Source organism: Belnapia arida (assembly GCF_016773205.1).
GTDB classification, from domain to species: Bacteria; Pseudomonadota; Alphaproteobacteria; order Acetobacterales; family Acetobacteraceae; genus Belnapia; species Belnapia arida.
Genome location: NZ_JAETWB010000007.1, coordinates 103788 through 125767, shown reverse-complemented (window position 1 = coordinate 125767; position 21980 = coordinate 103788). Strand labels below are relative to the sequence as shown.

The following is a 21980-nucleotide window of genomic DNA, read 5'->3' as shown; positions in this document are numbered from 1 at the left end:
GCGGCCAAAGCTGATCGGCGGTGTCGAAACCGCTGCCTGCCGCAGGCGCCGGTGCTATATTGAGAGACGCAGCTGCGCTTCGGTTGCTGTCCGTTCATCGGTCAAGGTGGACACCGTGACGCCCAGCAGCCGGACGCCCTTTGGCACAGGAAAGAGCGACTCCAGCAGCAGGATGCTCGCCCGCTCAAGGTCATCCCGGCTCGCAACGGGTACGGCTGTCGTCCGGCTTCGTGTCGCCTGGCTGAAGTCGGCATACTTGACCTTGAGTGTTACGGTACGGCCGCGCACTCCGGTGCCTTCGCAATAGTGCCAGACCTTGTCGATGACCGGTTGCAACGCCGCACGGGCCGCGCTCAAGGTGGATAAGTCGGCGGCGAAGGTGTTCTCGGCACCAACTGACTTGCGGATCCTGTCCGGCCGGACCGGCCGGTCGTCGACACCACGCGCGATCCAGTAGTAGTAGGCGCCGGCCTTGCCGAAATGCTGCTGCAGGAACCCCAGGGTCTGTGCCCGCAATTCGAGCCCGCAGTGGATCCCGAGCTGCTGCATCCTGGCCGAGGTTGCCGGCCCGACGCCGTGGAACCGGCCCACCGGCAGGGTCTCGACGAAGGCTGGGCCCATGCGGGGAGTGATGACGAACAGGCCGTCAGGCTTCCGGTGGTCCGAAGCCAACTTGGCCAGGAATTTGTTGTAGGAGACACCGGCCGATGCGGTCAGCCTCGTCTCCTCCTTGATCCGGGCCCGGATGCGCTGCGCGATCTCGGTGGCGCTTGCGGCGCCCTGCAAGTTCTCGGTGACATCGAGATAGGCCTCGTCCAACGAGAGCGGCTCGATCAGCGGCGTGAACTCCGCGAAGATGCCGCGGATCTGCAGCGACACCGCCTTGTAAACCTCGAAGCGCGGCGGCACGAAGACCAGCTCGGGGCATTTGCGCCGGGCGGTCACTGACGGCATGGCTGAGCGCACACCGAACCGGCGGGCTTCGTAGCTCGCAGCGGCAACCACGCCGCGCTCACGCGAGCCACCGACGGCAACAGGGAGACCACGCAGCTCCGGATGGTCCCGCTGCTCGACCGATGCGTAGAAGGCGTCCATGTCGATATGGATGATCCTGCGGGGATGCACAGCCTCCGCTGCCGCGCTTGCGCGTGCCTCGGCTTGGTCGGTTGGTCCCTGGCCTGTATTGGCGTGAGGCAAGTTCACCTTCATCAGGAGGCGGCTGGCGCCCCATCCTCCTTGACCTCGCGGATCGGGCTCCAGCGCGTCCAGATGCCCGCGGGGGCCGCAGGCGACCGGTCCTCGCCGAGGGCGAAGAGCGGCATGTGGCCGGATTGGCCGGTCATTGCACGGATCCGCTTGCGGGTTGCCTGCTGGCTCTTGATGACGCTGCAAAGCCTGCGCATTCGATGGTCCTCCGGGGGCTGTCGCCGGCGGTTGACGGTTGGCGCCCGTCAAGCCCCAGACGCGGCTGATGGGTACGCTCCGTATGGCGCATCCCTGCGGGCCATGACCGAGGATGATCTCTTCCGTCCCGCGAGCGTTGCCGTTGGCAGTTTCCCTGACCTGATTCAGCGTGACCCGCTGGAGGAGCCATGATGAGTTCCTTGCCCATGTCTTTGGCGACCTGGAAGGACGCCCCGCGTGTGCGCCCGCTCAACGAGGCGCCGCTGCGGGATGGTCCGTACATTCTTTGCTGGCTGCAACAGGCGCTGCGTGCCTTTGACAACCCGGTCATCGACGCGGCCGTACGGCTCGGCAACGAGCGTGGCCTTCCGGTGCTCATTTACCACGGCCTCCGGGAGGATTATCCCTTCGCATCCGACAGATTGCACCGCTTTGCCTTGGGTGCCAGCCGTGATGTGGCGCGCGGCTGCGCCGAGCGCGGCCTCGCCTGCGTGCAGTATGTTGATCGGGCGGCCAAGCGTGAGAAGGGCCTGGTCTATCGGCTCGCCGCGCCGGCCGCCGCGCTCGTGCTGGAGGACCAGCCTGCCTTCGTCGCGCAGTGGCAGGCCGAACGGGTTGCCGCGAGGACCGGCACGGCCGTCTTCGCGGTGAACGCCGCCTGCCTCGTGCCACCCGCTGCACTGGAACAGGGCGTCGGCACTACATCCGCCTTTCGTCGTCGCCACGAGAAGCTGCGCGATGCGTGGCGAGACTGGACCGACGAAGAGCCGTCGGTCGCGCCCTACGCGGGGCCACTGCCCTACGAGCCTGACCATCTTGGCTCGATGGACGACGCAGCCAGCAACGCCCTGGTCGCATCCTGCGCGGTCGACCATGCGCTCGCGCCCAGCGCGATGTTTCCGCCGACGCGCGCCGAGGTTCTGCTCCGCCTCACCCGGCTGCGCGACGAGGTGCTGCCGGCCTATGCCGGCGCACGGAACGACGCGCGGCGCCCCGAAGGGGCGTCGACGCTCTCGCCCTACCTTCACTTCGGCATGGTGGGTCCGCGCGAGATCATGGGCGCGATTGCGGAGGCGGATGTACCGGATGAGAGCCGCGCCAAGTTCGCCGACGAGCTGCTCAGCTGGCGCGAGTGGTTCCACTACAAGGCCCGCAGCCTGCCTGTTCCGGAGAACTATGCCCGCGTGCCGAAATGGGCCCGGGCTACGCTTCAGGCCCATGCGTCGGAACCACGTCCGCATCTCGAAACGCTCGATGCGCTGGTTCACGGCGAAACAGCCGACGAGACCTGGAACGCGTGCCAGAAGCAGTACCTGCTTGACGGCTGGATGCACAACAACCTGCGTATGTATTGGGCGAAGAAGCTGATTGCGATGACCCCGGATCCCGACACGGGCTGGGCCACCGCCTGCTACCTGAACGACCGTTTGAGCCTCGACGGCCGCGACCCGTCAACTTATGGCAATCTCGCCTGGGCGTTCGGCGATGCCGCCCCTGGCTATGGTGACCGGCCGATTTATGGGTTGGTCTCGACCCGCACCGATCGCTCGATCCGCGAGCGGCCAAACGGCCCGGAATGGATTGCCGCTGCTGCATCCCGCCCGACGTTCCGCCTGACGGTGCCCGACAAGCCTCCAGTCGACCCATATCTTACCACGAAGCTGCCAATCTGATCGGCTGGTCAACCGGCGTCCTTGGCGGAGACGGTTTCGTACCAGTCGGCGTAGGGCGTGTTTCCAACCAGACGCCGGTTGTAGTCCGGGGCGCCATCCGTCCACCATGGTAGGCCGCGCTCTCCAAGCGCCCGCTTTGCTGCGTCGACGCTCGACCGCGCGGCACGAAGCGCGTCGGGATCACCTTTCGCCATCCGGACAGCACGGCGGGCCGTCATCAGTTGCTGCACCAGCCGCTCGCGCTCGGCCGGGTCAAGCGCCGGGTTGCTCAGCCGCCACAACCGGCCACGCACCACGAAGTAGCGTCCGTCGGGTGTGCGGGGCTGCCCAAGACCGGTGGGCCTGCGGTCTGCGCTGTGAGATCCAGCGTCATGCGCCATTGCACTGCTGCCTGATTGCTTTTGCGACGCTATAGAGGTTGCGCGTGCTGTGGTTCATCAAGAGCTGGTGCCCAAGCTAGGCATGCGTTCGGCCACCTCGCGCAGCATGGTCTTAAGCTTGGTGGTGCCCTGCTTGATTGCGGTCCTGGCGCCCGTGCTTCTGCGGCTGCCAGGGTTGTCCATTACGACGATATCGCCAGGACGAAGCTCGGGCGCCAGCATCTGCTCCGCGTTGTTCTGTGGAAAAGGTCCATTGGTCGACCCTTCCAGGACCATGCCGGCGTTGCGCAAGCCGGCAACAGAGGAGGTGGTCAGCCAATGGCCGTGTGGGACGGCGGCCTGCAGCCGCTCACCTGGCGGGGCGAGCCATACTGGTCGATGCCCGGCCTTCATCGATGAACACCAAGCGGTCTCGGTCGAGGTCAGGCCAAGCCTCGAACCGGGCCCAGCGCCGTCCCCAGATGTCCGGGCGGTCCTGTCCGCGGCACGGGCGGACTTTTTTTCCATGTCATCCGCCACCGCCAGAAGAAGCGTCGCAGCGTGCCGGCTCCAGCGCGGCGAGGGCCGGGGAGGAGGGGCAGGGATCTCGTCACGAATCGCCTGCTGCCGGAGCTTGTCCGGTCTTGGTTGACGCAGGATGCCGTAGTCCGCTTCCTCCTTTCTGTGTCAGCGCGCACGATGCGGCGCCAGGACTTCCAGCCAGACCACGGCCGCGGCCGCGCCGGCATCCGGCGTGCCGAGGGCGCGGTCGCCAAGGTAACTGGCGCGGCCCAGGCGAGGGCGCATGGAGGCGGTGGCCTCCGCGCCAGCCCGCGCGGTCTGCACCGCTTCCTCCCAGGCCGAGGCGGGCGGCTGCCCTGCGGCCAGCGCACGGGCAAAGGCCTCCGCGGCAGGATGCAGCGCGTCCAGCATGGTGCGGTCGCCAGGCTTCGCGCCACCCAGATCCGCAATCGCGTCCACACCGGCAGCCAGGGCGGCGGACCAATCGGCGGGCGACGGCGCGGCCGGCAGGGCGCGGGCCGCGCGCAGCAGCGCCGTGGCGTAGAAGGGGCCGGAGCTGCCTGCAATGGCACGCCGCACCGCCTCTCCCATGCGCACCAGGGCGGCCGGCGCCTCGGCCCAGGCGGCGTCCGGCAGGGCGCGCAGAGCCGCAGCGCCGCGCGACATGCTGATGCCGAGGTCGCCGTCGCCGGCGGCGCTGTCGAGCGCGGTCAGCCGCGCCTCGGCTCCCTCCAGCGCCGCGGCGGCGGCGAGGGCGGCACGGCGCACCGTCTCGCCTGCGGGCGTCGCCGGGCGTGCCGCCTCGGCAACCGGCGCGGCGGTGGTGCCGACCAGCTGCCGGGCGGGCGCGATCCGCCCGCTGCCGGGCCAAGCGGGGGCCTCGGTCGGCGCGTCCAGCCGCGCCAGCATCCCGTCGTCCACCCGCATCACGGTCAGCGAGGCGCCGGGCATCTCCAGCGCAGTGAGCAGGTTGCCGCACCAGGCACGCTCCACGGCCAGCCCGCGCGCCCGCAACAGGGCAAGGGCGCTGCGGGCCACCACCGCCAGCTCCATCGGCGGGGTGCCGCCGAGGCCGTTCACCAGCAGCGCCACCCGCTCGCCCCCGCGCAAGGCGGCATCGGCCAGGATGGTGTCGAGCATCTCCTGCACCAGCGCATCGGCCGGTCGCAGCGGGACGCGGCGCACGCCCTGCTCGCCATGGATGCCGAGGCCCAGTTCCACCTCCTCCTCGCCGAGGGAGAAGCCGGGGCGGCCCGCGGCTGGGACGGTGCAGGCGCCGAGCGCGACGCCCATGCTTCCGGTCGCCGCTGCAGCGGCACGGGCCTCAGCTGCAACTGCCTCCAGTGGCAGGCCGGCCGCGGCGGCGGCGCCGGCCACCTTGTGCACCAGCACCGTGCCCGCGATGCCGCGCCGGCGCGCGGGCTCCACCGTGTCGCTCAGCGCCACGTCGTCGGCGACCACCACCACCTCGGCCGGGATGCCCTGGGCGCGTGCCAGCTCGGCGGCGAGGCCGAAGTTCAGCCGGTCGCCGGTGTAGTTCTTCACCACCAGCACCGCGCCGGCGGGCCCGGCCGCAGCACGGATGGCGGCCAGCACCGCGTCGACGCCGGGCGAGGTGAAGACGTCGCCCGCGACGGCCGCATGCAGCATTCCCGCTCCGACATAGCCCGCATGGGCTGGCTCATGCCCGCTGCCGCCCCCCGAGAGCACGGCCACGCCGCGCGCAGCGGGTTCGGGCAGGCCTGAGCGCACCACGACATCCTCGTCCCGTAACAGGGCCTGGCCGGGGTTCAGGTCCACCTCGCCCTCGAGCATCTCGCGCACCACGCGGCGGGGGTCGTTGAGAAGCTTCTTCATCCTGCCCGTCCTCTCCTGCGCGTTCGAAGGCCGTCTGAAAGGGGCCCGGCGCCGTGACCGAGGAGGCACCTTTTGAACGGCCTTCGCTCGCGCGCAGCCTATCCTTGGCAGCTCGCACGCGGTAGGCGGCCTGCCGACAGCTTGGCAGGGGCCACGGGTCATTCTCGGAAGGCTGGAAAAAAAGCGAGCCGGTGATGGCGGGCGTGACACCCGCGATCAACCGGCCCGAAGTGGCGACCAAGTGCCCAACCCCAGGTTGCGGCACAGATCACTGGGAGGAGACGTCCAAGGCCACTGCCTGAACGAGGAACAGTATACGCAATCACAATAACGTGAATATGGAGATTTCATTAACTAAAATTCATACATAGTTTATGCAGCCAGTGCGGTCACCTCCGGCGACAGGTACACGCCATGGGCGAGCAGTGCTCGTTGCACGTCTCGTGTCGGTAGCGATCGCGGCGTGATGCTGCGGTCAGCGGACAAGGCCGCGGCGATGCCGGCAGCTTGGCCGGTGAGCCAGCACTGCGGAATTTCCCGCAGGAAGGAGTGACTGGTGGCGTCGCAGGACAGGTGGCGGCCAGGGGCGAGCAGGCCGTCGAGCTGCGCAGGGACGAGAGCGCCGTAGGGTATCGAGATATTAAGGAAGCGGGGCGAGAGCGGCGGGGAAACGCCGATCTCGTCCGGGGAGACGCGGCCATCCCACATTGCCCGTGCCACGGCGCCCGCGCCGACCAGGCGACGGGCATGACGAACGCCGAGCTGTGGGGCGCTCAGCAGCGGCCAGGCGCCAGCGAAGCCGGGGGCATGGGCACGATAGAATTCCAGATGGGCTCGCATCAGGCGGTGGCTACGGATCTCCACCTCCGTCAGGTCGTCTACGGCGACCGCCGAGAAGCCGGTCATGCGCGGGCCCATGAACAAAGCGACATCATTCCGCCACGAGACGAAGGCCTTATCGAACTGGCCATGCGCTTCCCGCCCCCGCTGAAGGAATTCGGCGAACTGCTCCGGCTCCCCGGCGCGCCAGCGCAGCCAAGCCTCCATGTCCACGCCGCCGAACATCCAGCTGGTGTTCATGGCGTGGTGGATGTCGGCCTCCTCGATATCGGCGGTGGTCGCGGCGCCGGCGCGGTGGAAGAGGTCGCCGTCGCCGGTCGCGTCCACCACGACCTTGGCGAGGATGGCGCGGCGGCCCTGCTTGCTCTCGAAGATGGCGCCGCGGAATGCACCGCCCTCCATCACCGGCTGTGCGCCCCAGGCGTGGAAGAGGGGCTCGGCGCCGGCCTCGATCACCATCTCCAGCGCCGTCGCCTTCATCCATTCGGGATCGGCGGTGGGGGAGTGGGTGACGGTGCCGTGGAAGGCGGCGGTGCGGAGGGCCCACCAGGCGGCCGTCGCGGCATCGCGGCTGCCCCAGGCCTCACGCGGCGGGCCGGCGATGGCGTCCCGCGGCAGGCGGGCGAGGTATTCCTCGGCGAAGCCACGGATCACGAGCTGGCCGGACCAGTCGGTCATGCGGTCGATCCAGATGACGAGGCCGCCGGTGGAGAGGCCGCCGAGGTGGTTGTGGCGCTCAAGCAGCATCGTCCGGGCGCCGAGGCGGGCGGCGGCGACGGCGGCGGCGGTGCCGGCCGGGCCGCCGCCGACGACCAGCACGTCGCATTCGGCGTGGATCGGCACCTCGCGCGCCGGCTCGGTCAGGTGGCGGGCGGTGACGCGGGGGTGGCGGATGCGGGCGCTCGACGCCTCCACGCGGAAGGTCTCGCTCTGGAAGAAGAGGCGGCCGGTCGGGGTGTCGCTCATCCGGCGAACCTATGGGAAGGTAGGCTCGTTGCGCTACAGGGGGGGCATGCGATCGATCCTGCTTCTGCTGTTGCTCGGGGCCTGTGCGGTGGCGCCGCCGCTCGCCGCGCCGCTGCCCTATCCGCCCGCGGCGCGGGAGCGGATCGTCCGGATTGCACTCGGCGAATGGGCGGAATGGGGCGGCGTGGTGGTGGAGGCAGGGACGCCCGGCAACTCCACCGGGGCGGAGAGCGACCCGGCGAATTTCCCCCGCGTGCTGGCCTATTGGCGGGCAGTTCCGAAGGACGAGGGGGCGGTCGAGCGGAACCGGACGCTCTATGCCCAGGCGATCGGCGGGGCGGGAGGCCAGGGGTTGTGGCAGGAGCCCTATTGGTCGGCGGCCTTCATCTCCTTCGTCCTGGGAGCGGCGGGCGTGGACCGGCGGGAGTTCCTGCCCTCCGCCGCGCATTCCGACTATGTCGATGCGCTGATCCGGGATGCGCTGGCCTTCCCGGCCTCGGCACCCTTCCTGCCGCGCGGCCCCTTCGAGGCAGCGCCGCGGCCGGGTGACCTGCTCTGCGCCGATAGGGGACCGGTGCCGATTACGGATTGGCGGCAGCGGGCGGTGGATGCGGGGCGGTTCCGGCCCATGCATTGCGACATCGTCGTACGGGCCGGGCCGGGCGTGGTCGAGGTGGTCGGGGGGAATGTGCGGGACAGTGTGACGATGACCCGTTTCCCTACGGACGCGGCGGGCTATCTTCTGCCGAGGCCAGCGGGGGAACCCGCTTGGTTCGCCCTGTTCCAGAACCGGCTGGGCCGGTTGCCGCCGTGGAGCCCCCTGTCATGACCGACCTGTTCGAGCCGCTCACCCTCCGTGGCGTCACGCTCAAGAACCGCATCGGCGTCTCGCCCATGTGCCAGTACTCCTGCGCGGAGGATGGCAAGCCGACCGACTGGCACCTGCAGCACCTACTCTCGCGCGCCGTGGGCGGGGCGGGGCTGACCATCACCGAGGCGGCGGCGGTTTCGCCCGAGGGGCGCATCTCGCCGGCCGATCTCGGCATCTGGGAGGATGGGCAGGTCCCCGGCCACCGCCGGCTGGCGGAGGGGATCGCGGCCATGGGCTCCATCCCCGGCATCCAGATCGCGCATGCGGGGCGGAAGGCGAGCCGGAAGCAGGCCTGGCTGCATGGGGCGGCGGAGCCGGGCTGGGTGCCGGTTGGGCCGAGCGCCGCCGCCTTCCAGGGCTATGCGACGCCGCGGGCGCTGGAGGATGCGGAGATCGAGCAGGTGGTCGCCGATACCGCTGCCGCGGCGCGGCGGAGCATCGCAGCGGGGTATCGCTTCATCGAGCTGCATGCGGCGCATGGCTACCTGCTGCATCAGTTCCTCTCGCCCCTGGCCAACCAGCGGAACGATGGCTGGGGCGGGGATTTCGACGGGCGGGTGCGGCTGACCGAGGAATGCGCACAGGCGGTGCGCGAGGCCATTCCCGACGAGGTGCCGCTCTGTGTGCGCCTCTCCCATACCGATTGGGTGGAGGGGGGCTGGACGACGGCGGAGACGGTGGCGCTGTCAGCGCGGCTGAAGGCGCTGGGGGTGGACATGATCGACGTGACCTCCGGCGGTCTGGATGCGCGGCAGGCGATTCCCGTCGGGCCGGGCTACCAGGTGCCGGGGGCGGCGGCGGTGCGCGAGGGGGCCGGGGTGGCCGTCGCGGCGGTCGGGATGATCACCGAGCCGGCGCAGGCGCAGGCGATCCTCAGCGAGGGGAAGGCGGACCTGATCCTGCTGGCGCGGGCGCTGTTGCGGGACCCCTATTGGCCGATCCATGCCGCGGCGGCGCTGGGGCGGACGGAGGCGCTGCGCGTGGCGCCTCAGTATGAGCGGGGGCTGGGAGTGCTGGGGAAGATGGAGCGGGACGATGCGGTGGGGGTGCCCCTGCCGGGGCTCGGCTGAACCGCCCCGCCGCGCCTTCAGTCGACGCTGGCGCCGGAGATGCGGACCAGCTCCGCGACCCTCGGCAACTCGGCCCTGAAGAAGGTGGCGAATTCCTCTGGCGTGCTGCCGACGGGCTCGTAGCCCAGCTGTTCCATCCGGTCGCGCGTCTGGGGAGTGCGAAGAGCGGTTGCGACCTCTCGGGCGATGCGCTCGACGGCCCGAGCGGGCGTGCCGGCCGGGGCGAAGAGGCCGAGCCAGCTGTTGAAGGCATAGCCGGGCAGCGCCTCGGCGATCGCCGGGATATCGGACAGTTGTGCCGAGCGGTCGCGCCGCGTGGTGCCGAGCGCGCGCACCTGCCCCGAGCGCACCTGCTGGATCGTCTCGACGACCGGGGTGAACATCAGGTCGAGGCGGCCGGAGACGAGATCGGCCATGGCCGGCGCGCCGCCGCGATAGGATGGCTGGGTGAAGCGGACGCCCGCCCGGTGCTCGAACAACGCGGCGGCGAAATGCTGCGAGCTGCCGGGGCCGGCGATCCCGCAATTGAGCCCGCCCGGATTGCCCTTCGCGCGGGCGACCAGCTCCTCGACGTTGCGCACCGGCAGCGAGGGATGCACCACCAGCAGGCAGGCGCTGAGGGCAATGAGCGAGACCGGCGTGAAGTCGCGCACCACATCGAAAGGGAGGTTGCGGTAAAGCGCCGCATTCGTCGCCTGGGACCCCATCGAGGCGACGACCAGCGTATACCCATCGGGCGCGCTGCGAGCGACATGCTCGGTAGCGATGTTGCCTGCTGCGCCGGTGCGGTTCTCCACCATCACGGGCTGGCCGAGCCCCGCCGTGATCCCCTGCGCCACCACGCGCGCGGTGGTGTCCGTGCTGCCCCCGGGGGCAAAGCCGACGACGAAGCGGATGGGCCGGTCGGGACTCCATGCGTCCGCCGGCGTCGGTTGCGTGCGGCCAGGCACCGGGGCGAAGGGTACGGCGGCCAGGAGCGGGAGAAGGTGGCGGCGCTGCATTCGCTTTCCTCCAGGCGAGGCGTTGGCCGCCCCTGCGGTGAGCGACGATGCCGGATCGGGGAGGCCGGAGCAACGAGAGCGGGGCCCGGCGATGGTGGCGGGACCTTCCCGTTGCTGGCCGGGCGGCGGCTGGCATGGCGATGACCCTCGACCAACTCCGCGTCTTCGTGGCTGTCGCGGAGCGGCAGCATATGACGCGGGCGGCGGAGGCGCTGAACATCGTCCAGTCCGCTGCCAGCGCGGCCGTCGCGGCGCTCGAGGCGGGGCATGGCGTCCGGCTGTTCCACCGCGTCGGCCGCGGCATCGTGCTGACCGAGGCAGGGCGGCTCTTTCTGGTCGAGGCGCGGGCGGTGCTGGCGCGCGCCTCGGCAGCGGAAGTGGCGCTTGCGGAACTGGGCGGGCTGGTACGCGGCGTGCTTTCGGTGCAGGCAAGCCAGACCATCGCCAGCTACTGGCTGCCCCGCCACCTCGTCGCCTTCCGCCGGGCCTATCCCGGCATCGAGATCCGGCTGGGGATCGGCAACACCGCCCAGGTGGCGGCCGCAGTGCACGAAGGGCTGGCGGAACTCGGCTTCGTCGAGGGGGTGGTCGAGGATGGGCACCTTCTCAGCCAAGTGGTGGCGGCCGACCGGCTCGTCCTTGTCGTGGCGCCAGATCACCCCTGGGCGATGAGCCCCGGCCTTGGGCTACACGAGATGGCGGAAGGGGGCGAATGGGTGCTGCGGGAGCGCGGCTCCGGCACCCGCTCCGCCTTCGAGGGGGCACTGGCAGCGGCGGGGGTCGCCCCTGGCACGCTGCGGGTCGCCCTTGAGCTGCCTTCCAACGAGGCGGTGCGGGCGGCAGTGGAGGCGGGGCTCGGGGCGACAGTGATCTCCGCCTCCGTCGCCGTGTCGGGCCTGGAGGCGGGGCTGCTGCACCGGGTGCCGGTCAATCTGCCGGAGCGGGATTTCCATGTGCTCCGCCACCGGGAGCGGCCGCCGAGCCGGGCAGCCGAGGCACTTCTGGCGCTCATCGGCCGGCGGTAGCTCAGGCAATGCCGAGCAGGCGGATCAGTCCCAGGGCGGCGAGGCCGAGGGCCAGCAGGGAGAGCGAGACGGCGGCCGTCACGCGGCCGCCGGCACGGGCCACCATGCGGACATCAACCCCAAGCCCGAGCGCAGCCATGGACACCACCGTCAGCACTCCCGCCAAGCTGGCAAGTGCCGGCTGGATGATGGCCGGTACAAGGCCGAAGGAGCGAAGCGTGGCAAGGCCGAGGAAGCCGAGGATGAACCAGGGCACCAGCCGGTGCCTCGGCGGGCAGCCGGGGGCAGCGCGGTCGCCCACGGCGGATTGCCGGAAGGGTGCGTCCGCATCCTCCCGCAGGCGCGGAGCCAGCAGGGAAAGAACCAGCACCACCGGGCCGAGCATCAGCACCCGCACCAGCTTGATCAACGTGCCGAGCTGGATGGCAAGTGTCCCGGCCGGGGCCGCGGCGGCCAGCACCTGCGGCACGGCATAGACCGTCAGCCCCGCCAGCGCGCCAGTCTGCAAGGCGGAAAGGCCGAGGGCCACCGCCAGCAGCGGCAGGCCGAGCACGACCAGCACGCCGAGTACGGCGGTAAAGGCGATGGAGGAGGCGACCTCCTCGGCATCGGCGCCGATCACGGGGGCGACGGCGGCGATGGCGGAGTTGCCGCAGACGGCATTTCCGCAGGCGACCAGGATGGCCATCCGCCGCGGCAGGCCGAGCCCGCGCCCGATGGCATAGCCGCCCAGAACCGCGAGGGCGACAAGGCAGAAGATGGCGAGGAGCAAGGCCGGGCCTACCGCGAGCAGGGCGGCGGCGCTGACCGATGCGCCGAGCAGCACCACCGCCACCTCCAGCAACGTCCTGGCGCCAAAGGCGATACCGGGCTGCCAGCGCTTGCCCGGAGCCCAGGCTGTGCGCAGCACGGCGCCGAAGATGATGGCGAGCACAAGCACCTCAAGCCAAGCGCGGCCGAACAGGGCGGCCTCGACCCGTTCCAGCGCCAGCGCGGCGAGGGTAACGGCAAGGCAGAGTGCGAGGCCGGGAAGGAGGCGGGTCGGGCCAGTGGTGGTGACGACCCGGCTTGCTGCGGGGATGAAGGTGAGGCTGGGCATGGCGGCTTCTCCGATGCGGAGGATTTGGAGCCGACACACCGATCAAAATAACGGCGATTTCGGATGGATCTAATCGAAAATGAAGATTGGTCTGCACAAGCAAAAAGGGCAGCTTGCGCCGCCCTTTCGGTTTGCCACGTTGGCCTGGAGGCGGTCAGCGCCCCGTCAGGATGCGCTCCACGAGCTGCTTGGCGGTCGGGATGAAGCCGTTCGAGTAGAACGGGTCCGAGCCGAAGCGGTAGGCGTTGTGGCCGGCGAACATCAGGTTGTGCTCGAGCGCGCCGTCGTGGGCCACGTCCTGCAGCGTCTTCTGGATGCAGAAGCTGCGCGGGTCTGCCTTCTTGCCGTTGTCGAAGGTGGCACTGTGCTGGTCCCAGTTCGAGAAGCGGCAGGAGGAGAGGCAACCCATGCAGTCGATCTGGTCCTTGACGATCTCGGCCTGCTTCTCGGGAGTCACGAAGATCAGCGTGTTGTCTGGGGTGCGCATCGCCTCGGTGAAGCCGCTCCGCTCGAAGCCGGCGACGCGGGCGCGGTCATGCGGCGTCAGCCAGACACGGCGGCGGCGGGGGCCGACGGCATATTCCGCGACGTGGTCGCCGACGGGCTCCTGGGTGTAAGCGACCTGGCGCTCGTTGCGGGCCTCGAGCTCGGACAGGAACTCGTTGCGGACGGCGCTGCTGTAGAAGCCGGTCGGGGAAAAGCGCTGGAGCAGGACGTCGCCCTCCTTCAGCGTCAGCAAGCGCTGCTTCCAGGCCTCCGAAATCGGGCTCTCCTGAGTGAGGAGGGGGCGGGTGCCGAACTGGAAGGCGATGGGACCGAGCTCGGGGTTGTCGATCCAGTCCTCCCACTCCTCCAGCCACCAGACGCCACCGGCCATGATGATGGGTACTTCGCCCAGGCCGAATTCGCGCATCTGCTGGCGGAGCTTGAGGACGCGGGGATAAGGGTCCTCGGGGCGGGCCGGGTCCTCGGAGTTGGAGAGGCCGTTATGGCCGCCGGCGAGCCAGGGGTCCTCGTAGACCACGCCGCCCAGCCATTCGCGCGTCTTGTTGTAACTACGCTTCCAGAGGGCGGCGAAGGCGCGGCCAGAGGAGACGATCGGGTAGTAATGGACGCTGAACTCGCGGGCGATCTCGGACAGGCGGTAGGGCATGCCGGCGCCGCAGGTGATGCCGTTGATGAGGCCGCGGGCGCCTTCCAGGATGCCGCGGACGACGCGCTCGGCGCCGCCCATCTCCCAAAGGATGTTGGTGTGGATGCGGCCCTGGCCGTTGCTGCGCTCATAGGCCTCGCGGGCCTGGGTGATGCCGCCGCGGATGCCGTAGGCGACTAGCTCCTCATGCCGCTCGCGCCGGGTCTTACCGTGGTAGACCTGACGGATGACCTCGCCATTCTCGTCGTAGCTGTCGGCATTGACGGCCGAAAAGGTCCCGACGCCGCCGCCGGAGGCCCAGGCGCCGCAGGAAGCGCCGTTGGAGACGGCAACGCCCTTGCCACCTTCCACGAGCGGCAACACCTCGACGCCGCCCATGCGGATCGCGTTGATAGCCTTCACGCCAGACGTCCTTACCCCGAACCGTAACAAATCAGATTGACATATGGGACGGCCGTCCCCCACGAGGAAGTCCCGCGGGGGACGGCCGGGTGGTTATTCCGCCGCGTCGCTGCGCTCGCGGCGCGGACGGTCGCGGCGGGGACGGTCGCTGCCGCCCTCGCCTTCCTCGCGGGGGCGGCGGGCACCGACCTGCTCGGTGATGTCAGCGCCGGTGGCCTGATCAACGACGCGCATGGAGAGCTTCACCTTGCCGCGATCGTCGAAGCCGATGACCTTCACCTTCACCGCGTCACCGACATTGACGACATCGGTGGTGCGGTTGACGCGCTCGTTCTGCAGCTCGGAGATGTGGACGAGGCCGTCCTTGGCGCCGAGGAAGTTCACGAAGGCGCCGAAATCGGCGGTCTTCACAACCTTCCCGTTGTAGATGGCGCCGATCTCGGCCTCGGCCGTCAGGCCGCGGATCCAGTCGATGGCGCGCTGCGCCTGCTCGGTGCTGGTCGCCGCCACCTTGATGGTGCCGTCATCCTCAATGTCGATCTTGCAGCCGGTCTGCTCGGTGATCTCGCGGATCGTCTTGCCGCCGGAGCCGATGACCTCGCGGATCTTCTCCTTCGGCACGTTGATGACGGTGATGCGGGGGGCATTGGCTGCCACGTCGCCGCGGGCGCCGGTCAGGCCCTTGGCCATCTCGCCGAGGATGTGGATCCGGCCGTCACGCGCCTGATCGAGCGCCTGGCGCATGATGTCGAAGGTGATCGAGGTGATCTTGATGTCCATCTGAAGCGCGGTGATGCCCTGCTCCGAGCCGGCCACCTTGAAGTCCATGTCGCCGAGATGGTCCTCGTCGCCCAGGATGTCGGAGAGCACGGCGAAGCCGCGGTCCTCCTTGATAAGGCCCATGGCGATGCCGGCGCAGGGGCGCTTCAGCGGCGTGCCTGCATCCATCAGCGCCAGCGAGCTGCCGCAGACGGTGGCCATGGAGGAGGAGCCGTTGCTCTCAGTGATCTCGGAGACCACGCGGAGGGTGTAGGGGAACTTGTCCTTCTCCGGCAGCAGCGGACGGAGGGCGCGCCAGGCGAGCTTGCCATGGCCGATCTCGCGGCGCCCCGGGCTGCCCATGCGGCCGGTCTCACCCACCGAGTAGGGAGGGAAGTTGTAGTGGAGCATGAAGTGCTCCCTATACTCGCCCGGCAGCGCGTCGATGATCTGCTCGTCCTGGCCGGTGCCGAGGGTCGCCACGCAGAGCGCCTGGGTCTCGCCACGGGTGAAGAGCGCGGAGCCATGACTGCGCGGCAGCACCCCGACCTCGGCCACGATCGGCCGCACGGTCCTGGTGTCGCGGCCATCGATGCGGAGGCCGGTCTCCAGGATGGCGTTGCGGACGACGTCCGCCTCCAGCTCCTTCAGCAGGCCCTTCGCCTTGTCGGCCTCAAGGCCCTCGGCGGCGAGCTGCTCGACCACGGCCTTCTTCGCGGCGGAAACCTTCTCCTGCCGGAGCAGCTTCTGCGTCTCCTTGTAGGCGAGGGCGATGGCGTCACGGCCGAGCTCGGCGATGCGGGTTTTCAGCGTGGTCTCGGCCTCGGAGGGCTCGACCAGCGGCCAGGGCTCCTTCGCGGCGCGCTCGGCCAGCTCGATGATGCCCTGGATGACGGGCTGGAAGCCCTTGTGGCCGAACTCGACGGCGCCGAGCATGACCTCCTCGGAGAGCTCCTGCGCCTCCGACTCGACCATCAGCACGCCCTCGGCGGTGCCGGCGACGACGAGCTCGAGCTTCGACTGCTGGCGCTGCGCCGCGGTCGGGTTCAGCACGTACTGGCCGTCGATGTAGCCGACGCGGGCGCTGGCCACCGGGCCGAAGAAGGGAATGCCGGAGAGGGTGAGGGCGGCGGAGCAGCCGACCATCGCCACCATGTCCGGGTCGTTTTCGAGGTCATGCGACAGGACGGTCGCGATCACCTGAACCTCGTTGCGGAACCCATCCGGGAAGAGCGGGCGGATCGGCCGGTCGATCAGGCGGGAGACCAGCGTCTCGTGCTCGGAGGGACGGCCCTCGCGCTTGAAGAAGCCGCCTGGGATCTTGCCGGCAGCGAAGGCCTTCTCCTGATAGTTCACCGTCAGCGGGAAGAAGTCCTGACCCGGCTTCACCGAGCGGGAGCCGACCACGGTGCAGAGCACGATGGTGTCGCCGAGGCGGGCCATGACGGCGCCATCGGCCTGGCGGGCGACCTTGCCCGTCTCGAGCGTCAGGAGCTGGCCGCCCCAGGCGATATCCTTGCGGTAGTAGTTTTCGAACATGCGTCGTTCCTTGACCGGGCGCGAGCGCCGGCATGGTGGATGACCGGAGGCGCCATCGGGGCGGTCCGGGGTGCGACGCGGTGGGTGGCAGTCTGGCCGTTCGTTCTCGGCGCTTCGGGCTGCATGGAACGCGAGACTTCCGCCGGGGAGGGGGGAGGAAGGCCGCCCCCGTTGCCGGGGATCCATGTGGCCGGAAACGCCGTGGCCGCCCCAATCGTCTCGGGGGGTGGCGGCTGTCCTGTCAGCCCGCCGCGTGCGGCGGTCGGCCGACATGCCTGCCACAAAGAGCAGGATTCGGCCTCACGAGGGTGATATGGCTTGGCCGGACACAGATTGCCATGGGAATCTGCGCCCGGGCGGTAAACCGAGTGGTTTTAGCGGCGGAGGCCGAGGCTGCCGATCAGGCGCTCGTAACGGCCCTGGTCCTTCTTCTTCAGGTAGTCCAGCAGGCCGCGCCGCTGGCCGACCAGCACAAGCAGGCCGCGCCGGCTGTGGAAGTCCTTGGCGTGAATCTTGAGATGCTCGGTGAGGCCGCTGATCCGCTCCGAGAGCAGGGCGACCTGCACTTCCGGACTGCCGGTGTCGCCGGGCTTGGTCGCATACTGGGTGATGAGCGCCTGGCGGCGCTCCGCAGGAATAGCCGACATCGGGTTGTTCTCCGTATTGGCCGCCCCGGTTAGGGGGTTCGGCGGTTCAAGCGACCGGCTGCAGACCTTCCTGCGAGACCAGGCGCTCCGCCTTCATCAGGCCGGAGTCCAGGCGGCAGAGCCCCACGAACCGCTCCCCCGCCATGGCGCGGACCAGCCCTCCATCAGGGTTGGCAGCGTCCGGAATGCGGCCCATGAGATCGACCAGGCTGAAGGCCTGGCCTTGCATGAGCCGCATGGCCTCCGCCTCGGTGAGGGCCAGCGCCGGGATGTCGGCCAGCGCGGTCGCCACGGGAAGGAGGAGGTCCGGGGAAGGAGGCGGCGTATCGCTGGAACCGCCGAGCTTGTCCAGGGGAATTGCGATGGATTCGAGGAAGGGGCCGACCCGCATGCGCCGGAGCGCCGCGATATGGCCGACCGTGCCGACGGCGCGCGCCAAGTCGCGTGCGAGGGAGCGCATGTAGACGCCCTTGCCGCTCTCGACGAGGAAGATGGCGGTATCGGCGTCGGGGCGGGATTCCAGCTCGAAGCGGTCAACCCGGGCGGGGCGGGGCTGGAGTTCCACGATCTGACCCTCGCGGGCGAGGTCATAGGCGCGCTCGCCGCCGAGCTTGATCGCCGAGTAGATCGGCGGAATCTGCATGATGTCGCCGATGAAGGCGGGCAGGGCGGCACGGATGGCCTCGTCCGTCGGGCGGGCTTCGGAGGTCTCGATGGTCTTGCCGTCCGCATCGTCCGTATCGCGCAGGTCGCCGAAGCGGAGGGTGAAGCGGTAGGACTTCGTTCCGTCCATCACATAGGGGACGGTCTTGGTCGCGGTGCCGAGGGCGATGGGCAGCACGCCGGTCGCCAGGGGGTCAAGCGTGCCGCCATGACCGCATTTCTGTGCATCGAAGGCGCGCTTGACCTTGGCGACGACATCGGTGGAGCCGATGCCGGAAGGCTTGTCGACGATCAACCAGCCATCGACCACGCGGCCCTTCGGCTTGCGGTGGCGGTGGTGGCGGGGTTTGCCGTTGGACATCTAGCGGGCCTCGGGGGGGACGGGACGCGGCCGGCCATGGGCATCGAGCGCGACGAAGGTGAAGACGGCGGAGGTGACGCGGACGGAATGCTCCTCGGTCCGGCTGCGGCACCAGGCTTCGACCTGGATGCGGAGGGAGGTGCGGCCGGTCGAGACGACATCGGCATAGAGGCTGACCTCGTCGCCGACCTGGACCGGGGCGTGGAAGCTCATCGCCTCCACCGCCACGGTGGCGCAGCGGCCATGGGTGCGGCGGCTGGCGGCGTTGCCGGCGGCGAGGTCCATCTGCGACATGAGCCAGCCGCCGAAGATGTCGCCGGCCGGGTTGGTGTCGGCCGGCATGGCGATGGTGCGGATACGGGGCTCGCCAGAGGGCGGGGTGCCGCTCACGCCTCGTCGTCCGGCTTGGGGGCGAGGTCGCGGGCGACCTCGGGCTGGCGCAGAGCGCGGTCGATCTGCATGGCGTAGTCGAGCGCGGTGTCCTGCTGGAAATGCAGGTCGGGCGCCGCGCGCAGGCGGACCGACTTCGCCACCTGGGTGCGGAGCCAGGGAGCGACGCGGCGGAGGGCGCGCATCTGCGCCTCCGGCAACTCGCGCCCGAGGCCGCTGACGAAGGCGGTCATGTGCTTGAGATCGGGGGAGGCGCGGACCTCCGTCACCGTGACATGCAGGCCGACGAGGTCCGGATCGCGGAACTCGGCGCGGGCGAAGACGGCGGAGAGGGCGTGGCGCACCTCTTCCGCGACGCGCAACTGGCGCTGGGAGGGGCCGGCAGCAGGGCCGGCGGAATGCTTGGGCATAGGCGTCCTCGAAGGGGCTTGAACCCGTTGAAAAGCAGAGGGGCGCGGCACCATGCGGCGCCGCGCCCCCGGATCAGGGTGGAGGCGGCGCCTCAGGTGGCGGCGACCATCTCCGTCTCGTAGCACTCGATCTGGTCGCCAACGCGAATGTCGTTGTAGTTGGCGAAGCTCATGCCGCAATCGTAGCCGTTGGTCACCTCTCGGACATCGTCCTTGAAGCGACGGAGCGTGGACAGCTCGCCTTGGTGGATGACGACGCCGTCGCGCAGCAGGCGGACGCCGCAGCCGCGGCGGACCACGCCCTCCGTCACGCGGCAGCCGGCCACGTTGCCGATGCGCTTGACCTCGAAGACCTGGAGGATCTGCGCGTAGCCGAGGAAGTTCTCGCGCTGCACCGGGGCGAGCTTGCCCTTGTACAGCTTTTCGATGTCATCCGAGACCTCGTAGATGATCGAGTAGTAGCGGATGTCGACGCCGTCACGCTGCGCCATCTCCCGCGCCTGAGTGGTGGCACGGACGTTGAAGGCGACGACCACGGCGCCGGAAGCCTTGGCGAGCTGGATGTCGCTCTCGGTGATCTGGCCGACCGCCGAGTGCAGCACCCGGACCTTGACCTCGTCGTTGCCGAGCTTGCCGAGGGTGACGCCGATCGCCTCGGCCGAGCCCTGGACATCGGCCTTGACGACGACGGCGACTTCCTTCTGCTCGCCGAGCTGCACCCGGGCCAGCATCTCGGCCAGCGTGCCGCGGCCGGCGGTGGCCGCCGCCGAGGACTTCTCGCGCAGCTTGCGCTGGCGGAACTCGGAGATCTCGCGGGCCTGGGTCTCGTCCTCGACCGCGACGAAGGACTCGCCCGCGGTCGGCACGCCGCCGAGGCCGAGAATCTCGATCGGCAGGCTGGGGCCGGCCTCCTTCAGCTGGCGGGCCTTGTCGTCGAGCATGGCGCGGACGCGGCCCCATTCGGAGCCGGCGACCACGATGTCACCTGTGTGCAGCGTGCCCTTCTGGACCAGCACCGTGGCGACGGGGCCACGGCCGCGGTCGAGGCGGCTCTCGATGACGGTGCCCTCGGCCGCGCGGTTCGGATTAGCGCGGAGGTCGAGCAGCTCGGCCTGCAGGGTGATGGCCTCGAGCAGCTTGTCGAGGTTCAGCTTCTGCGTGGCCGAGACCTCGATCTCCTGGGTCTCGCCGCCGAGGGACTCCACCACGATCTCGTGCTGCAGCAGCTCCTGCCGCACGCGCTCGGGGCGGACGCCCGGCTTGTCGATCTTGTTGATGGCAACGATGATCGGGACATTCGCCGCCTTGGCGTGGTTGATCGCCTCGATCGTCTGCGGCATCACGCCGTCATCCGCCGCGACGACCAGCACGACCATGTCCGTGACGGACGCGCCACGCGAGCGCATGGCGGTGAAGGCGGCGTGGCCCGGCGTGTCGATGAAGGTGACGCGCGAGCCGTCCGGCACCGTCACCTGGTAGGCGCCGATATGCTGGGTGATGCCACCAGCCTCGTGCGCGGCGACATCGGCCTTGCGCAGCGCGTCGAGCAGGCTGGTCTTGCCGTGGTCGACATGGCCCATGATGGTGACGACGGGCGGGCGCGGCTGCAGGTCCGCATCCACATCGGTCGCGCCCTCGATGCCGAGCTCGACATCGCTCTCGCTGACGCGCTTCACCCGGTGGCCGAACTCCTGCACCACCAGCTCGGCGGTGTCGGCATCGATGCTCTGGGTGAGCGTCGCCATGACGCCCATGCGGAACAGCGCCTTCACCACCTCGCCGCCACGGGCGGCCATGCGGTTGGCGAGCTCTTGGACAGTAATGGTCTCGGGCAGGACCACATCGCGCACCACGCGCTCGGTGCCGGCACGGAGGCGGGCGAGCTCCTGCTGGCGGCGCTCCCGCTCGCGGGCGCGGCGCATGCTGGCGATGGAGCGACTGCGGTCGTCCTCGCCCTCGATCGCGGCCTGCACGTCGATGCGGCCGCCGCGGCGGTCGGCACCGCCGAGGCTCTTCTTGACCGCGGCGAGCGCGGGCTTCTTGGCCGGGGCGACGATCCCACCCGGGCGGCGGGCGGCGGCGCGGCGCGCCTCGTCCTCCTCCTCGGCGGTACGGGCGCGGAGCGACAGCTTGGCGGCCGGCGAGGCGGCGCCGCCGGGCGCGGCCGGGGCGGTGCCGGCCGGGCGGCGGGCGGCGGCGATCTGCGCCGGGGTCAGCGAGGGCTTCGCCACGGGCGCAGCGGGCTGAGCCGGGGCAGGTGCGGCGGCGGCGGGTGCCGGGGCGGCCGGAGGCTCATCCTCGGGGGCGGCGGGCTGCTTCGGAGCGACGGCGGCGGCGATGGCGGCTTTGCGGGCCTCCTCGGCTTGGCGGCGCTCTTCCTCCTCGCGAAGGCGGGCCTCCTCGGCGGCGCGGACGGCTTCTTCCTCGGCCTGGCGGCGCTCCTCCTCCTCGCGGCGGCGGGCCTCCTCTGCGGCGGAGCGGACCATCAGGGCTTGGCGCTCGCGCTCCTCGCGCTGGCGCTGTGCCTCGAGGCGGCGCTGTTCCTCCAGCACGCGCTGGCGGGTGGCCAGTTCGGCTTGAGTGAGGGGGCGGCCGCCGGCAGAGGCGGGGGCAGGGCGCTGGCCACTGGGCGGGCGGTTGCCGGAGCCGCCCGCGGGGCGGGGGCCGGCGGCAGGCGCGGCAGGGCTGGCCTGCGGCGCCGGCGCGGCCGGGCGGGTGCCCGGCGTGACCACGCGCTTCTTCACCACCTCGACCTGGACGGTCTTGCTGCGGCCATGGCTGAAGCTCTGGCGGACGCTGCCCGCATCCACCGTCTTGCCCAGTTCCAGGCGGCCACCGGCCGGCCGGAGGCTCAGCCTGCTCTTCGCCGCATCCTGGTCGTTCTGGTCACTCATGCGCTGATCCGAACCCGATCCGTCTGACGTCATTGCCGTCCGTTCACTGCCGACGCGAGGGTTCGCGCCGGACAT

19 protein-coding genes are annotated in these 21980 nt (G+C 70.1%); 4 read left to right on the top strand and 15 right to left on the bottom strand.

Annotation, left to right across the window (positions count from 1 at the left end; all coding sequences use genetic code 11):
* Positions 1–54 precede the first annotated feature (54 nt).
* Together dinB and JMJ56_RS34865 are read right to left on the bottom strand one after the other, a co-directional pair.
* A complete protein-coding gene (gene dinB, locus JMJ56_RS16375; RefSeq protein WP_328702407.1) occupies positions 55–1125 on the bottom strand; it encodes a DNA polymerase IV in 1071 nt (356 codons plus the stop codon).
* Positions 1126–1208: 83 nt separating this feature from the next.
* Positions 1209–1343, bottom strand: a complete 135-nt coding sequence (locus JMJ56_RS34865; RefSeq protein ID WP_268885017.1) for a hypothetical protein — start codon at positions 1341–1343, stop codon at positions 1209–1211.
* 267 nt (positions 1344–1610) lie between these two features.
* Here JMJ56_RS34865 and JMJ56_RS16370 point away from each other — a divergent pair, with 267 nt between their 5' ends.
* On the top strand, positions 1611–3077 hold the full coding sequence (locus JMJ56_RS16370) for a deoxyribodipyrimidine photo-lyase (RefSeq protein ID WP_202832836.1): 1467 nt from the start codon (positions 1611–1613) through the stop codon (positions 3075–3077).
* Positions 3078–3085: 8 nt separating this feature from the next.
* Here JMJ56_RS16370 and JMJ56_RS16365 read toward each other — a convergent pair whose 3' ends face one another.
* The 4 genes from JMJ56_RS16365 to JMJ56_RS16350 form a co-directional block, all read right to left on the bottom strand.
* Positions 3086–3373 (bottom strand): hypothetical protein, encoded by a 288-nt coding sequence (locus JMJ56_RS16365; RefSeq protein WP_328702402.1) that lies wholly within the window; start codon positions 3371–3373, stop codon positions 3086–3088.
* A gap of 141 nt (positions 3374–3514) precedes the next feature.
* Entirely contained in the window at positions 3515–3850 is a 336-nt protein-coding gene (locus JMJ56_RS16360; RefSeq protein ID WP_202832834.1) for a hypothetical protein, read from the bottom strand.
* Positions 3851–4123: 273 nt separating this feature from the next.
* A complete protein-coding gene (locus tag JMJ56_RS16355) occupies positions 4124–5815 on the bottom strand; it encodes a dihydroxyacetone kinase family protein (protein WP_202832833.1) in 1692 nt (563 codons plus the stop codon).
* Positions 5816–6187: 372 nt separating this feature from the next.
* Positions 6188–7621, bottom strand: coding sequence for an FAD-dependent oxidoreductase (locus JMJ56_RS16350; RefSeq protein ID WP_202832832.1), 1434 nt, complete (start codon positions 7619–7621; stop codon positions 6188–6190).
* A 46-nt stretch (positions 7622–7667) separates the two neighbouring features.
* On the opposite strand from JMJ56_RS16350, the gene JMJ56_RS16345 reads away from it, so the two are divergent.
* Together JMJ56_RS16345 and JMJ56_RS16340 are read left to right on the top strand one after the other, a co-directional pair.
* Complete coding sequence (locus tag JMJ56_RS16345) at positions 7668–8450, top strand: DUF2272 domain-containing protein (RefSeq protein ID WP_202832831.1); 783 nt, start codon at positions 7668–7670, stop codon at positions 8448–8450.
* A complete protein-coding gene (locus JMJ56_RS16340) occupies positions 8447–9562 on the top strand; it encodes an NADH:flavin oxidoreductase/NADH oxidase (RefSeq protein ID WP_202832830.1) in 1116 nt (371 codons plus the stop codon). The genes JMJ56_RS16345 and JMJ56_RS16340 overlap by 4 nt, the downstream gene beginning before the upstream one ends.
* A 17-nt stretch (positions 9563–9579) precedes the next feature.
* On the opposite strand, the gene JMJ56_RS16335 is transcribed toward JMJ56_RS16340, so the two are convergent.
* Positions 9580–10563: a Bug family tripartite tricarboxylate transporter substrate binding protein gene (locus JMJ56_RS16335; RefSeq protein WP_202832829.1), complete on the bottom strand. Its 984-nt coding sequence runs from the start codon at positions 10561–10563 to the stop codon at positions 9580–9582.
* Between the two features lie 134 nt (positions 10564–10697).
* Here JMJ56_RS16335 and JMJ56_RS16330 point away from each other — a divergent pair, with 134 nt between their 5' ends.
* On the top strand, positions 10698–11588 hold the full coding sequence (locus tag JMJ56_RS16330; RefSeq protein ID WP_407927922.1) for a LysR substrate-binding domain-containing protein: 891 nt from the start codon (positions 10698–10700) through the stop codon (positions 11586–11588).
* A 1-nt stretch (position 11589) separates the two neighbouring features.
* On the opposite strand, the gene JMJ56_RS16325 is transcribed toward JMJ56_RS16330, so the two are convergent.
* The 8 genes from JMJ56_RS16325 to infB all read right to left on the bottom strand — a co-directional run bounded on the left by JMJ56_RS16325 (position 11590) and on the right by infB (position 21905).
* Positions 11590–12687 carry a YeiH family protein gene (locus JMJ56_RS16325; protein ID WP_202832828.1) on the bottom strand — a complete coding sequence of 366 codons (1098 nt, stop codon included), beginning with the start codon at positions 12685–12687 and terminating at the stop codon, positions 11590–11592.
* A 154-nt stretch (positions 12688–12841) separates the two neighbouring features.
* On the bottom strand, positions 12842–14242 hold the full coding sequence (locus JMJ56_RS16320; protein ID WP_202832827.1) for an NAD(P)H-dependent flavin oxidoreductase: 1401 nt from the start codon (positions 14240–14242) through the stop codon (positions 12842–12844).
* A 93-nt stretch (positions 14243–14335) separates the two neighbouring features.
* The gene (pnp, locus tag JMJ56_RS16315; RefSeq protein ID WP_202832826.1) at positions 14336–16540 is read right to left on the bottom strand and encodes a polyribonucleotide nucleotidyltransferase; all 2205 of its coding nucleotides are present in this window, start codon (positions 16538–16540) and stop codon (positions 14336–14338) included.
* 374 nt (positions 16541–16914) lie between these two features.
* Positions 16915–17187 carry a 30S ribosomal protein S15 gene (gene rpsO, locus JMJ56_RS16310; RefSeq protein ID WP_202832825.1) on the bottom strand — a complete coding sequence of 91 codons (273 nt, stop codon included), beginning with the start codon at positions 17185–17187 and terminating at the stop codon, positions 16915–16917.
* 46 nt (positions 17188–17233) lie between these two features.
* Complete coding sequence (gene truB / locus JMJ56_RS16305) at positions 17234–18211, bottom strand: tRNA pseudouridine(55) synthase TruB (protein WP_202832824.1); 978 nt, start codon at positions 18209–18211, stop codon at positions 17234–17236.
* A complete protein-coding gene (locus JMJ56_RS16300; protein ID WP_202832921.1) occupies positions 18212–18553 on the bottom strand; it encodes an acyl-CoA thioesterase in 342 nt (113 codons plus the stop codon). It abuts the gene before it with no gap.
* 44 nt (positions 18554–18597) lie between these two features.
* Complete coding sequence (rbfA, locus tag JMJ56_RS16295) at positions 18598–19011, bottom strand: 30S ribosome-binding factor RbfA (protein WP_202832823.1); 414 nt, start codon at positions 19009–19011, stop codon at positions 18598–18600.
* A 92-nt stretch (positions 19012–19103) separates the two neighbouring features.
* Positions 19104–21905, bottom strand: a complete 2802-nt coding sequence (gene infB / locus JMJ56_RS16290; RefSeq protein ID WP_202832822.1) for a translation initiation factor IF-2 — start codon at positions 21903–21905, stop codon at positions 19104–19106.
* Positions 21906–21980: the final 75 nt, after the last annotated feature.